General features: G+C 67.8%; 16 protein-coding genes and 1 tRNA gene. 11 read left to right on the forward strand and 6 right to left on the reverse strand.

All coding sequences use genetic code 11. The features are described from left to right. The first annotated feature begins 14 nt into the window (after positions 1-14). Together GU927_RS16475 and GU927_RS16480 are read left to right on the forward strand one after the other, a co-directional pair. Entirely contained in the window at positions 15-995 is a 981-nt protein-coding gene (locus tag GU927_RS16475) for a methyltetrahydrofolate cobalamin methyltransferase (protein ID WP_161763551.1), read from the forward strand. A 41-nt stretch (positions 996-1,036) separates the two neighbouring features. Next, on the forward strand, positions 1,037-1,264 hold the full coding sequence (locus GU927_RS16480) for an N-(5'-phosphoribosyl)anthranilate isomerase (protein WP_161763552.1): 228 nt from the start codon (positions 1,037-1,039) through the stop codon (positions 1,262-1,264). 200 nt (positions 1,265-1,464) lie between these two features. Here GU927_RS16480 and GU927_RS16485 read toward each other — a convergent pair whose 3' ends face one another. The 3 genes from GU927_RS16485 to GU927_RS16495 are packed head-to-tail and all read right to left on the reverse strand — an operon-like array spanning position 1,465 to position 5,412. Further along, positions 1,465-2,532 (reverse strand): dipeptidase, encoded by a 1,068-nt coding sequence (locus GU927_RS16485; protein WP_161763553.1) that lies wholly within the window; start codon positions 2,530-2,532, stop codon positions 1,465-1,467. Between the two features lie 58 nt (positions 2,533-2,590). Further along, positions 2,591-2,986 carry a Cu(I)-responsive transcriptional regulator gene (gene cueR / locus GU927_RS16490; RefSeq protein WP_161763554.1) on the reverse strand — a complete coding sequence of 132 codons (396 nt, stop codon included), beginning with the start codon at positions 2,984-2,986 and terminating at the stop codon, positions 2,591-2,593. Continuing rightward, complete coding sequence (locus GU927_RS16495) at positions 2,983-5,412, reverse strand: heavy metal translocating P-type ATPase (protein ID WP_161763555.1); 2,430 nt, start codon at positions 5,410-5,412, stop codon at positions 2,983-2,985. The genes cueR and GU927_RS16495 overlap by 4 nt, the downstream gene beginning before the upstream one ends. A 240-nt stretch (positions 5,413-5,652) precedes the next feature. Between GU927_RS16495 and GU927_RS16500 the strand changes: the two genes are divergently transcribed. Next, positions 5,653-5,853, forward strand: coding sequence for a heavy-metal-associated domain-containing protein (locus GU927_RS16500; RefSeq protein WP_161763556.1), 201 nt, complete (start codon positions 5,653-5,655; stop codon positions 5,851-5,853). A gap of 68 nt (positions 5,854-5,921) precedes the next feature. Here the strand turns inward: GU927_RS16500 and GU927_RS16505 are convergent, their stop codons facing one another. After that, positions 5,922-6,080: a hypothetical protein gene (locus GU927_RS16505; protein WP_161763557.1), complete on the reverse strand. Its 159-nt coding sequence runs from the start codon at positions 6,078-6,080 to the stop codon at positions 5,922-5,924. Positions 6,081-6,226: 146 nt separating this feature from the next. Between GU927_RS16505 and GU927_RS16510 the strand changes: the two genes are divergently transcribed. Further along, a complete protein-coding gene (locus GU927_RS16510) occupies positions 6,227-6,556 on the forward strand; it encodes a TfoX/Sxy family protein (protein ID WP_161763558.1) in 330 nt (109 codons plus the stop codon). A gap of 52 nt (positions 6,557-6,608) precedes the next feature. Here GU927_RS16510 and ndk read toward each other — a convergent pair whose 3' ends face one another. Next, positions 6,609-7,031: a nucleoside-diphosphate kinase gene (gene ndk / locus GU927_RS16515; protein ID WP_161763559.1), complete on the reverse strand. Its 423-nt coding sequence runs from the start codon at positions 7,029-7,031 to the stop codon at positions 6,609-6,611. Between the two features lie 238 nt (positions 7,032-7,269). Between ndk and GU927_RS16520 the strand changes: the two genes are divergently transcribed. From GU927_RS16520 to GU927_RS16545, 6 genes are all read left to right on the forward strand, one after another. Next, positions 7,270-9,123 (forward strand): ABC-F family ATP-binding cassette domain-containing protein, encoded by a 1,854-nt coding sequence (locus GU927_RS16520; protein ID WP_161763560.1) that lies wholly within the window; start codon positions 7,270-7,272, stop codon positions 9,121-9,123. Positions 9,124-9,312: 189 nt separating this feature from the next. Next, positions 9,313-9,930, forward strand: coding sequence for a MarC family protein (locus GU927_RS16525; RefSeq protein ID WP_161763561.1), 618 nt, complete (start codon positions 9,313-9,315; stop codon positions 9,928-9,930). Between the two features lie 63 nt (positions 9,931-9,993). Beyond that, entirely contained in the window at positions 9,994-10,569 is a 576-nt protein-coding gene (locus GU927_RS16530) for a retropepsin-like aspartic protease family protein (RefSeq protein WP_161763639.1), read from the forward strand. Positions 10,570-10,636: 67 nt separating this feature from the next. Continuing rightward, positions 10,637-10,710 (forward strand) — tRNA-Gly (locus GU927_RS16535). A gap of 117 nt (positions 10,711-10,827) precedes the next feature. Continuing rightward, positions 10,828-11,031, forward strand: coding sequence for a hypothetical protein (locus GU927_RS16540; protein WP_161763562.1), 204 nt, complete (start codon positions 10,828-10,830; stop codon positions 11,029-11,031). Between the two features lie 18 nt (positions 11,032-11,049). After that, positions 11,050-11,259 carry a hypothetical protein gene (locus tag GU927_RS16545; protein WP_161763563.1) on the forward strand — a complete coding sequence of 70 codons (210 nt, stop codon included), beginning with the start codon at positions 11,050-11,052 and terminating at the stop codon, positions 11,257-11,259. Between the two features lie 25 nt (positions 11,260-11,284). Here the strand turns inward: GU927_RS16545 and GU927_RS16550 are convergent, their stop codons facing one another. Next, a complete protein-coding gene (locus GU927_RS16550) occupies positions 11,285-11,857 on the reverse strand; it encodes a CHAP domain-containing protein (RefSeq protein WP_217765711.1) in 573 nt (190 codons plus the stop codon). Positions 11,858-12,065: 208 nt separating this feature from the next. Here GU927_RS16550 and GU927_RS16555 point away from each other — a divergent pair, with 208 nt between their 5' ends. Continuing rightward, on the forward strand, positions 12,066-12,416 hold the full coding sequence (locus tag GU927_RS16555) for a RidA family protein (RefSeq protein ID WP_161763564.1): 351 nt from the start codon (positions 12,066-12,068) through the stop codon (positions 12,414-12,416). Positions 12,417-12,432: the final 16 nt, after the last annotated feature.

Consider the following 12,432-nt stretch of genomic DNA (forward strand, 5'->3'; position numbering starts at 1 on the left):
AAAAAGGTTCAACGATGACCCGCACCGTACTGGAATCCAAGACTAAAACCGTCGTCATCGGCTTTGACGAACCCTTCTGCGTGATCGGCGAACGCATCAACCCCACCGGCCGCAAGAAGCTTGCCGCCGAACTCGAGGCCGGCAATTTCGAAACCGTCATCAAGGACGCGCTGGAACAGGTCGCCTGTGGCGCGACCGTTCTGGACGTGAACTCCGGCGCCGTCTTCACCAACAAGATGGCCCAAGACCCGCGCTATGCCGACAACAACTTCGTCGAACCGCCCCTGATGAAGGCGCTGATCGAAATCGTGCAGCAGACGGTCGACGTGCCGCTCTGCATCGACTCGTCCGTCCCCGCCGCACTCGAGGCGGGCCTTGCCGCCTGCGAAGGCCGCCCCCTGCTCAACTCCGTCACGGGCGAGGAAGAGCGTCTGGAACTCGTCCTGCCGCTGGTCAAGAAATACAACGTCCCCGTCGTCGCCATCTCGAACGACGACACCGGCATCTCGCCCGATCCCGATGTCCGCTTTGCCGTGGCGAAGAAGATCGTGGAACGCGCCGCCGATTTCGGCATCCCCGCGCATGACATCGTGGTCGACCCGCTGGTCATGCCCGTGGGCGCCATGGCCAGCGCGGGCCAGCAGGTCTTCGCCCTCGTCCGCCGCCTGCGTGACGAGCTGGGCGTGAACACCACCTGCGGCGCGTCAAACATCAGCTTCGGCCTGCCCCACCGCCACGGCATCAACGGCGCCTTCCTGCCCATGGCGATCACCGCCGGCATGACCTCGGCCATCATGAACCCCGTCCGCCAGCAAGAGATGGAGGCGATCCGCGCCGCCAACTTCCTGATGAACCATGACGCCAATGGCGGCGAATGGATCCGCTTCGCCAAGGTGCTCGAGGCCGTCGAGGGCGGCATGAGCTTTGCCGAAGCCTCCGCCGCCGCAAGCCAGGCCGCCGGTGGCCGTCGCGGCGGACGTCGCGGCCGCGGCTGACGTTAACCGAATCGCAATCATGGGGCGGTGAGGATCGCCCCATGACACCGCTTCGCAAGGCCCGCCCCGACCAGTGGATCGACCAGATCTTCGCCGCCCGCGCGGCAGCGACAGGCGGCGTGATCCGTCGTCATGTCGACTGGGTGGAACGCGAGATCGGCCATGACCGCTTCATGTCCGAGGTGCGCCGTCGCGGCTTTCACCTGATGCGCGCAGGCAACCAGTACATCATCCTCTGCGCCAGCGAACCCGTGCAGTTCCTCTTCTGACGCCGAAGGTTTTTCTCGCGAAAAACCTTCACCACGAACTTTCTGGCGAAAGTTCACCCCCACCCGATTTTTCGGCACGAGGATCGCCCCCAAGCCCTCCAAATCCGCTGAAGAGCAGCCATCCAGTTGCCCTTCACCCCACCCGATTTTTCGCCAGAAAAATCGCCCCCAAAATTCTTCGCCAGAAGAATTTTGCCCGCCTATTCCCCCCAGGTCCGGCGCAGCACGCCCATCCAGTTCCCCCAGGCCAGCTTGCCCAGCAGCGCCTCGTCATACCCATGCGCCCGCAGGGCCGCCAACAGGCGCGGCAGACCCGCCACGTCGGTGATCCCCTCGGGCACCGTCGCCCCGTCGAAATCCGACCCGAAGCCCACATGATCCTCGCCCAGCCGCCCGATCAGGTGGTCCAGATGGCGCAGCACCGGCTCCCATCCCATCGCCGGATCGCGCCGCCCGTCGGGCCGCAGGAAGACCGTGGCAAAGTTCAGCCCCACCATCCCCCCGCTCTCGCGGATCGCGTCAAGCTGCCGGTCGGTCAGGTTGCGCGTCGACGGCGTCACCGCATGGGCGTTGGAATGGGTGGCGACCAGCGGCGCATCCGACAGCCGCGCCACATCGTCAAAGCCCTTCTCGTTCAGATGGCTCAGGTCGATCATCACGCGCAGCGCATTGCACTCGCGCACCAGCCGCTTGCCCGCCTCGGTCAGCCCCGGCCCCGTGTCAGGCCCCGCCGGAAAGGCAAAGGGCACCCCGTGGCCAAAGACCGTGGGCCTGCTCCAGACCGGGCCCAGCGACCGCAGCCCCATCGCGTGGAACACATGCAGCGCCTCGCAGCCCGCGTCGATCGCCTCCGCCCCCTCCATATGCATGACGCCCGCGATGGCCCCCGCCGCCCGCGCCGCCTCGATCTCTGCCACCGTGCGGCACAGCCGGAACCGCCCGTCCGAGGCGCGCGCCATCCACATCAGCTGCCCCGCCAGTTCCAGCGCCACCGCCTGCGACGGGCCCAGAGCCAGCGGCTCGGGCAGGTCCAGCGCATAGGGGGGCCGATCCATCAGCTCCTCGATCCCCGCATCGGCCGGATTGGCGGGGGACGGGATGTAGATGGCAAAAAGCCCGCCCGCAAAGCCCCCCGCCTCCATCCGCGGCAGGTCCAGATGCCCCGCCCCCTCGCCCGTCAGCCAGATCGCCTCGCGCCGTTCCGGTGCCATGAGCAGGCGGTACAGGATGTCGTTATGGCCATCGAAAACGGAGATCGAGTCGGTCATCTGTGCCTCCGGCTGGGTCCGGCCCACCCTTGCACGGGCCGCTGCGCGGCGGAACCCCTCAGCAGCAGCCCGCCCCCGCCAGCCCCGTCAGGATCGGGCAGTCGGGCCGGTGGTCGCCCGCGCAACTGGCCACCAGCTCGCACAAGGTGGCCTGCATGGCGCGCAACTCCGCGATCTTGACCTCCATATCCGCCAGATGCTTCTCGGCCAGCGCCTTCACATCCGCGCTCGCCCTCTCGCGATCCTCATAGAGCGCCAGCAGGCGGCGGCATTCCTCAATGGTAAAGCCCAAGCCCCGCGCGCGGCCAAGGAAGGCCAGCTTGTGCAGGTCGCTCTCGCGAAAGGCGCGGTATCCGTTCGCGCCGCGCAGGGGCCGGATCAGCCCGATCTCCTCATAATACCGGATGGTCTTGGCAGGCAGCCCCGACCGTTCGGCCACATCCTTGATATTCATCCCCGTGCCCCCCTTACCGTCTTCAGCCGCAGCGCATTGCTCAGCACGAAGACCGACGACAACCCCATCGCCCCCGCCGCCAGCATGGGCGAAAGCTGCGGCCCGCCAAAGGGCACCAGCAGCCCCGCCGCCACGGGGATCAGCGCGGCGTTATAGCCGAAGGCCCAGATCAGGTTCTGCCGGATGTTGCGCATCGTCGCGCGGCTGATGGTGACGGCATCGGCCACGCCCAAGGGATCGCCCGACATCAGCACCACATCCCCCGCCTCGATCGCCACATCCGTCCCCGTCCCCATGGCCAGCCCGACCTCTGCCGCCGCCAGCGCGGGCGCGTCGTTGATCCCGTCGCCCACGAAGGCCACGCCGCCACCCATCGCGCGCACCGCATCCCCCTTGCCCTCGGGCAGCACCCCCGCCTTCACGTCATCCATCCCCAGCCGCGCCGCGATGGCCGCCGCCGTCACCGCATTGTCCCCCGTCACCATCGCCACGCGCAGACCCATCCCGCGCAATGCCTCCAGCGCCGCCTTCGCGCGCGGCTTCACAGGATCGGCCACCGCGATCAACCCCCGCGCCGTGCGGTCGTCGCCCACGAAAAGCAGCCCCTTCCCCTCCGCCGCCAACCGCTCTGCCGCCGCGCGCAACGCCTCCGGCACCTCGGCAAACATCCGCTGCGACCCGACACAGACCTCCGCGCCCCCGACCACGGCCCGCGCGCCATAGCCCGGCACGGCCCGAAACCCCTCGGCCAAGGGCAGCGCCAGCCCGCGCGCCGCCGCCTCGGCCAGCACGGCACCGGCCAGCGGATGCTCCGACCCCGCCTCCACCGCCGCCGCCTCGGCCAGCACATCGGCGCCGACCATATCCGTCACCACCGGCCGCCCCTCGGTCAGCGTGCCGGTCTTGTCGAACCCCACCACGCCCACCTCGGCCAGCCGCTGCAACGCCTCGCCCTTCCGGAACAGCACGCCCAGTTCCGCCGCCCGCCCCGTGCCGACCAGAATGGACACCGGCGTCGCCAGACCCATCGCGCAGGGGCAGGCGATGATCAGCACCGACACCCCCGCCACCAGCGCCGCCGCGATCCCCTGCCCCGCCAGCAGCCACCCCGCCGCGGCCAGCACCGCAATCCCCATCACCACCGGCACGAACCACAGCGTCACGCGGTCCACCAGCGCCTGCACCGGCAGCTTGGTCCCCTGCGCCTCCTCGACCATCGCCACGATCCGCGCCAGAACCGTCGCCGCGCCCACCTGCCGCACCTCGACCGTGATCGCGCCGGTCCCGTTCACCGTGCCCCCTGTCACCGCATCGCCCGCATGTTTGGACACAGGCACCGGCTCCCCCGTCAGCATGGATTCGTCCACCGCCGAGGCCCCCGCCACCACGACCCCATCCACCGCCACCCGTTCACCGGGCCGCACCAGAACCCGCATCCCCGGCACCAGCGACGCCACCGGCACGTCCGACCCGTCCTCCAGCCGCGCCACCTTGGGCTGCATCCCCACCAGCCGCGCGATGGCTGCCCCCGCCCGCCCGCGCGCCCGCGCCTCCAGCGTGCGGCCCAGCAGGATGAGGACGACGATCACCGCCGCCGCCTCGAAATAGACCGCGCGCGATCCTTCGGGCACCAGCGCAGGCGCAAAGGTCACGACCGTGGAATAGGCCCAGGCCGCCCCCGTCCCGACCGCGACCAGCGAATTCATGTCCGGACTGCCCCGCAGCAGCGCGGGGATGCCCTTGGCAAAGAACCGCCGCCCCGGCCCGACCAGCACCAGCGTAACCAGCACGAACTGCGCCAGCCACAGCTGCGCCACCGGCACCACCCCCATCAGCCAGTGATGGAAGGCCGGCACCAGATGCCCCCCCATCTCCACCCCGAAAACGGGCAGGGTCAGCACCCCCGCCACCGCCGTCTCCCGTGCCAGACGCCGCACCTCGGCCGCCGGATCATGGGGGGCTGCCTCTTCCAGCGGCACCGCCGCATAGCCCGCCTTGCTGACCGCCGCCGCCAGAACCTCCGGCGCGGCGCCCCCCTCGAACAGCGTCACCGTCGCACGGCGCAGGGCAAGGTTCGCCACCGCATCCTTCACCCCCGGCTGGGCCTTCAGCACCCGCTCCACCCGCCCCGTGCAGGCGGCGCAGGTCATCCCCTCCACCCCCAGAACCACGGTGATCTCGCGCGCGGGATAGCCCGCCTTGGCCAGCGCGGCCGCCATCGCCGCAGGATCGGCAGGCGCGTGATAGGACACATCCGCCGTCTCGGTCGACAGGTTGACCACCGCGCGCTCCACCCCCGGCTGGGCGGTCAGCACCCGCTCGGCCCGCAGCACGCAGGACGCGCAGGTCATCCCCTCCAGCCGGAAGCGGGCGGATTTCGTGTCACGCGTGGCGGGGGCGGCGGGGGCAAATGCGGTATCGGTCATGGGAATTCTCCTTCCGCCATGTGACGTAATCCTTCCAGTCACGAGAAGGTCAAGCCCGCAAATCCATTTTCCTTAAACAGAACAACGCAAGGGTGGCGGCCGCCCCGTCGGGGCGGTGCGGCCGCCACCCGGGGCATTGGCCCCGGGTGAAACTCGACCGTCGCGCCAATGCACTCCCCCCCTTGACCTTCCCCCAACTGGAACCCCCACATAACCCTGACACGTCCGAAGGAGTCCCCCATGACCACCCTCTCCATCCCCGACATGACCTGCGGCCACTGCAAGGCCTCCGTCGAGTCCGCCCTGAAATCCCTTGCCGACGCGGGCGACATCACCGTGGACCTCGCCGCGAAAACCGCCACCACCACCGGCCCCGCCGCCCCCGCGCGGCTCCTAAAGGCGCTGGACGAGGTCGGATTTCCCGCAACCGTGATCGCCTGACCCGCCCATTCTATACGAAAGGCACTGTTGCATCTGTCGCACAGGGACTATACGGCGTCGCAAATTCGTCATGGAACTTTCTTGCCGCGGCCCGGTTTCGCGCCCAGATAGAAGACAGACGGATCGCCGAACCAGAGCCTGAACCAGAGAGAGCAGCGAAGATGGCCAAGAAACCGACCACGCAGCAGCAAGGCGGCACCAACACGCCCGCCCAGCAGCAGGGCCAATCCCAAGGGTCCAGCCAGCAGCAAGGGTCCACCCCCGTATTCCGGGACTGGGCTTCGATCTGAAGCAGAGGCAGATCGAAAGCCCGCTTTTCCGCAACAGGGCCAGCCGCTAGGCTGGCCCTGTTCCGTTTCAGGCCCGCACCCCCATGCCCACCCCCGTCTCCTCGATCAAGAACCTCGGCCCCGCCACCGAAGCCGCCTTCGCCAAGGCAGGCATCCATTCGGCCGAGGAACTCCGCGCCCTCGGCCCCGACGAATCCTACCGCCGCCTGATCCAGTCGGGCACCCAGCCGCATTTCATCGGCTATTACGTCCTCGTCATGGGCCTGCAAGGCCGCCCGTGGAACGACTGTCAGGGGGACGAGAAGAAGGCCCTCCGCGCCCGCTTCGACGCGATCAAGGCCACGACCACGCAAAAGGGCCGCTCCGAACTGGAAGCGGCCCTCGATTTCTTCGGCGTCATCGAACGCCGCTAGACAAATTTCTTCGAAGAAATTTGCAAAAATCTTCGAAGATTTTTGCCTTTCTTCAGCCGACCAGCTCGAGGCCCGAGAAGAAGAAGGCGATCTCGCGCGCGGCCGAAGCCTCCGAATCCGACCCGTGCACCGAATTCTCGCCCTTCGACAGCGCGAATTCCTTGCGGATCGTGCCTTCGGCGGCGGCGGCCGGATCGGTCGCGCCCATCACTTCGCGGTTCTTCGCGATGGCGCTCTCGCCTTCCAGAACCTGCACCACGACCGGCTCGGACGCCATGAACGCGCACAGCTCGCCATAGAAGCCGCGCTCCTTGTGCTCGGCATAGAAGGCACCGGCCTGCGCGGGCGTCAGGTGGATGCGCTTGGAGGCGACGACGCGCAGGCCGGCCTCCTCGAACTTGGCAACGATCTTGCCGGTCAGGTTGCGCTTGGTGGCGTCGGGCTTGATGATCGACAGGGTGCGTTCGATGGCCATCTTGGGCGTCTCCATATCAGGGGCACGGCAGCCGTCCGCCGCGCCGGAATTCATGCGCCGCGCTCCTAGCACGGGCCTTGGCCAAAGGAAAGCCGCCCCCGCCCTGTCGCGTCCCGCGCCCCCCGCGCCCGTTGCGACCGTGCGCTGCGTGCTGACAGTTTGCGGCACAGCGCGCGGCACTGCTTTCTGCACAGCCCCGTTGACGCCCCGCCCCCCATCGGGCAAGCCCTTCCCCATCATGCTGAAGATCGAAGACATCACCTATTCCGTCGAAGGCCGCCCCCTGTTCGAAGGGGCCAGCGCCACCATCCCCACCGGCCACAAGGTGGGTCTCGTGGGCCGCAACGGCGCCGGAAAGACCACGCTTTTCAGACTGATACGCGGCGAACTGGCGCTGGAGGGCGGCACCATCTCGCTCCCCTCCCGCGCCCGCATCGGCGGTGTCGCGCAAGAGGTGCCCTCGTCGGAAACCTCGCTCCTCGACACCGTCCTTCAGGCCGACGAGGAACGCAGCGCCCTTCTGGCCGAATCCCACACCGCCACCGACCCCGCCCGCATCGCGGAAATCCAGTCCCGCCTGACCGATATCGACGCCTGGTCCGCCGAAGCCCGCGCCTCCAGCATTCTCAAGGGGTTAGGCTTCGACACCGATCAGCAGCGCATGCCCTGCTCGGCCTTCTCGGGCGGCTGGCGGATGCGGGTCGCACTGGCCGGCGTGCTCTTCTCGCAGCCCGACCTCCTGCTTCTGGACGAACCGACCAACTACCTCGACCTCGAAGGGGCGCTCTGGCTCGAATCCTACCTCGCGAAATACCCCCACACCGTCCTCATCATCAGCCACGACCGCGGCCTCCTGAACCGCGCCGTCCAGGGCATCCTGCATCTGGACAACCGCAAACTCACCTATTGGTCAGGCCCTTACGACCAATTCGCCCGCCAGATGGCCGAGCGCCGCGCCGTCCTCGCCGCCGAGGCGAAAAAGCAGGAGGCCCGCCGCGCGCATCTTCAATCCTTCGTTGACCGCTTCAAGGCAAAAGCCTCGAAGGCCACGCAGGCACAAAGTCGTGTGAAGATGCTGGAAAAGATGACGCCCATCACCGCGCCCGAAGACGCCAAGCGCGTGGTCTTCACCTTCCCCGAACCCGAGGAACTCTCGCCCCCCATCGTCAATATCGAAGGTGCCGCCGTCGGCTATGGCGGCCCGCCCGTCCTGCGCAAACTGTCGCTCCGCATCGACCAGGACGACCGCATCGCCCTTCTGGGCCGCAATGGCGAGGGGAAGTCGACCCTGTCGAAACTCCTCGCAGGCAAGCTCGACGCGGGCGAGGGTCGCGTGACCCGCTCGTCCAAGCTGCGGATCGGCTATTTCGCCCAGCATCAGGTGGACGAGCTGCACATCGACGAGACACCGCTACAGCACCTCCAGCGCCTCCGCCCCGGCGAGGGGCAGCCGAAACTGCGCGCGCGTCTGGCGGGCTTCGGCCTGATGGCCGAACAGGCCGAAACCGTGGTGGGGCGCCTCTCGGGCGGGCAGAAGGCGCGGCTGTCGCTGCTGCTCGCCACCATCGACGCGCCGCATCTCCTGATCCTCGACGAACCCACCAACCACCTCGACATCGAAAGCCGCGAGGCGCTGGTCGAGGCGTTGACCGAATATTCCGGCGCGGTCGTCCTCGTCAGCCACGACATGCACCTCCTGTCGCTGGTCGCTGACCGTCTCTGGCTGGTCAAGGGCGGCGCGGTCACCCCCTTTACCGATGACCTCGAAGCCTATCGCAAGATGCTGCTCTCGGGCGATGATGACATGAAGATCGCCGCAAAACCCGTTGAAAAAACAAAGAAATCCAGCCGCGACGAAATCCTTGCCCTGCGGGCCGAAGTCCGCAAATGCGAAGACCGCATCGCCAAGCTGGAAGAGATGCACGGCAAGCTTTCCGCCAAACTGGCCGACCCTGCCCTCTATGACGACGCGAAGATTCACGAATTGGAAAGCTGGAACCGCAAATTCGCCGAATGCGAAGAGGCGATGGGCCGTGCCGAGGCCCTCTGGATCGAGGCGCAGGAACGTCTGGATCAGGCCGAGGCGGGCTAAGCATCTGGATTTCCTTCGAAAATCTATCCGCACGACCCTTCTGCGAAGGGTCTTCCGCCCCCACCCACCCCCCGATTTTTCGCCAGAAAAATCGCCCGCAAAATTCTTCGCCAGAAGAATTTTGCCCCCGCCCCTCGCCATGCGGCCCGCATCCCCCTAAGCTGACCCATCCCCGCAGCGAGAGCACCCGTGCCCGAAACCGCCGTCCTGATCACCGCCTTCGCCACGCTCTTCGTGGTGATCGACCCGCCCGGTCTGGTCCCGCTCTTCATCGCCCTGACGCAGGGGATGGATGCCGACCACCGCCGCCGCCTCGCCCTGCGGGCCTGCCTGATCGCAGGGGCGCTGCTCACGCTCTTCGGGCTGGCGGGGGAATCGATCCTCGGCTTCATCGGCATCTCCATGCCCGCCTTCCGCATCGCGGGCGGGATCCTGCTCTTCCTCACCGCGCTCGACATGCTCTTCGAACGCCGCACCCAGCGGCGCGAGGGGCAGAAGGCCGACCACGACCACGACCCGTCGGTCTTCCCCCTCGCCACGCCACTCATTGCGGGGCCGGGGGCGATTGCCACCATGATCCTGCTGATGGGTCAGGCGCCGGGCTGGTCGGGGATGGCCGCGATGCTGGGCCTCATGGCGCTCGTGCTCGTCGCGACCTTCCTGTTCCTTCTTGCCTCTCCCCCGCTCGAACGGCTGCTTGGCCGGACGGGGGTGGTCGTCATCACCCGCCTGCTCGGGATGCTTCTGGCCGCCCTGTCGGTGCAATTCGTGATCGACGGCGTCCGCGGCACGGGATTGATCGGCTAGGCACTTTCCCCGCCCCGCCGCACCCCCCATATCGGCTGGAACGGCAAGCACATGAGGACCGCGATGGATTCCGAAATGACCGGACGGCTGATCTATCTGCTGCTGCTGCTCGCGTCGGTGGGCGGCTGGGTGCTGGTCGAATACCGCAAACGCATGGGCGAGGCGCTGCGGACCGCCGCCGCATGGGGCCTCATCTTCATCGGGGTCATCGCGGGCTACGGGCTGTGGAACGACCTGCGCCGCGACGTGCTGCCGCAACAGATCCTGTCCGAAACCGGCCGGATCGAGGTGCCCCGCGCCGCCGACGGGCACTATTACCTGACGCTCGACATCGGCGGCACGCCCGTCCGCTTCCTTGCCGATACGGGGGCCACCAACATGGTCCTGTCGCTGGCCGATGCGCGGCGACTGGGGATCGACCCTGACGCGCTGGTCTATATCGGCACGGCCCAGACCGCCAACGGCACGGTCCAGACCGCCCGCGTCCGGCTCGATCAGGTCGCGCTCGGCCCCCATCTGGACGAAGGCTTCTCCGCATGGGTCAACCGCGGCGAGATGGACGGATCGCTCCTCGGGATGGATTACCTCTCGCTCTACCATGTCGAACTGGCAGGCGACCGGATGATCCTTCGCCGCTGACCGGACGATTTCCCGCCCGCTACCCGCTTGACGCCGCCCGACCCATCGCTTACCTCACAGCCCAGACGCGGGTGTAGCTCAATGGTAGAGCAGCAGCTTCCCAAGCTGAATACGAGGGTTCGATTCCCTTCACCCGCTCCATCCTCCCCCAAGCAGTGATCGCAGTCATTGACCCCGTGCAGTCCGCGCGTTTAACCTTTTTTAACGCGCCCGTTCGGCAACTCCGCCGGGGCGGGCTGCGGAAACGGGGGACAGACCATGAAAAGACTGGTGATGGCGGCAGTTCTGGCAGCCATGGCAGGCGGCGCGGCGGCACAGAGCGCGCCGGAAATGGATCCGGCGGTGGTCGAAGAACAGGTGGCAAGCTCGGCCGATGCGGGGATCATCGTGCCGCTTCTGGCCCTTCTGGTGCTGATCGCCGCCCTTTCCGGCGGCGGCTCCGCGGCTCCGGCACCGATCTGACGGGAAAAGGGCCACCGCATGTATCGCGCATTGACCCTTTCGCTGGCCCTTTCCGCCGCCGCCCTTCCGGCGCTGGCCCAGACGGCACCAACCATGGACCCGGCCGTGGTCGAAGAACAGGTGGCAAGCTCCGCCGATGCCGGGATCATCGTTCCGCTTCTGGCCCTTCTGGTCCTGCTCGCCGCGATTTCGGGCAGTTCGGGCGCAGCGCTTCCGCCGCCGACATGACGACGGGTCGCGGCAGCAGGACGGGTCAGTTCCAGATGAACCCCTTGACCGGATTGATCCGGCCAAGGCCCCCCGCGCCATTCGCCACCCGCACCTGCGACCAGTCGTTCTGCGGCGACACGTCGACGACCAAGGTGTCGACGGTGATCCTGTCGCGCACCCAGTTTGCCTGATCGATCAGGATGCGGCGGCTGTCCACCACGCCCGACACCACCGCCACATGCCCCTTCGGCATCGCGCCAGAGGCCGCGAAGGCCATCACCGCGCCCACCTTCGGCGCCTTGCTGCGCTGGTAGCGCCCTTTGGCCTGATCCCACCACGTCCGGGCATTGCCGCGGATGTCCACCCCGCTCACCGCCCGCGCGAAGGGCACGCACCAGAGCCGACCCCTTGGCCGGTTCTCCGCCGCCTTTCGCACCGCCGCCTTCACCTCCTCGCGGGCCGCACGATCCGCCCTGTCAAGGCGCAGCGTCACGGGCTGGGCCAGTTCCACCGCCGCCTTGCGCGGCAGGTCGCGGGGCTGCCCCTCGGCCCGCACCACCGGCGCGGCAAGGCAGGTGACCAGCAGGGCGGTCAGGCAAAGGGCGGCAGGTCTCATCTCTCGGCACCTCGGACGGTTCGGGGGGGTCGGGGGGCTGGCTTCAGGCCCTTTCCCCTGCCACGCCCCGCCGCATCCACCAACCCCGCCCCGCCCCCCTCTGGCCGATCCCCGCCGACCCCGTGGCCCCGCTTCGGCAAGGCTCCGCCGCTTTCCTTTCCGGGGCCTGTGCGGTAACCAGCCGACAGTCAATCAGGAAGGACATCCCATGTCAGAGATCAAACGCATCGGCACCGGTCCCCGCATGTCCGAAGCCGTCTGCTACAACGGCATCGTCTGGGTCGCAGGTCAGGTCGGCAATCCCGGCGATTCCGTCGCGGACCAGACCCGCACCTGCCTTGCCGAGGTCGACCGCATCCTCGCCGACGCCGGCACCGACAAGACGCGCATCCTGTCGGCGCAGATCTGGCTGGCCGACATCTCGACCTTCGCCGAGATGAATTCGGTCTGGGACCAGTGGGTGCCGCAGGGCCACACCCCCGCCCGCGCCACGGGCGAGGCGAAGCTTGCCACGCCGGATTATCTGGTCGAGGTCATCGTAACGGCGGCGCTGAAGTAATCAAATTTCTTCGAAG

Source organism: Paragemmobacter amnigenus (assembly GCF_009908265.2).
Classification (GTDB): Bacteria; Pseudomonadota; Alphaproteobacteria; order Rhodobacterales; family Rhodobacteraceae; genus Paragemmobacter; species Paragemmobacter amnigenus.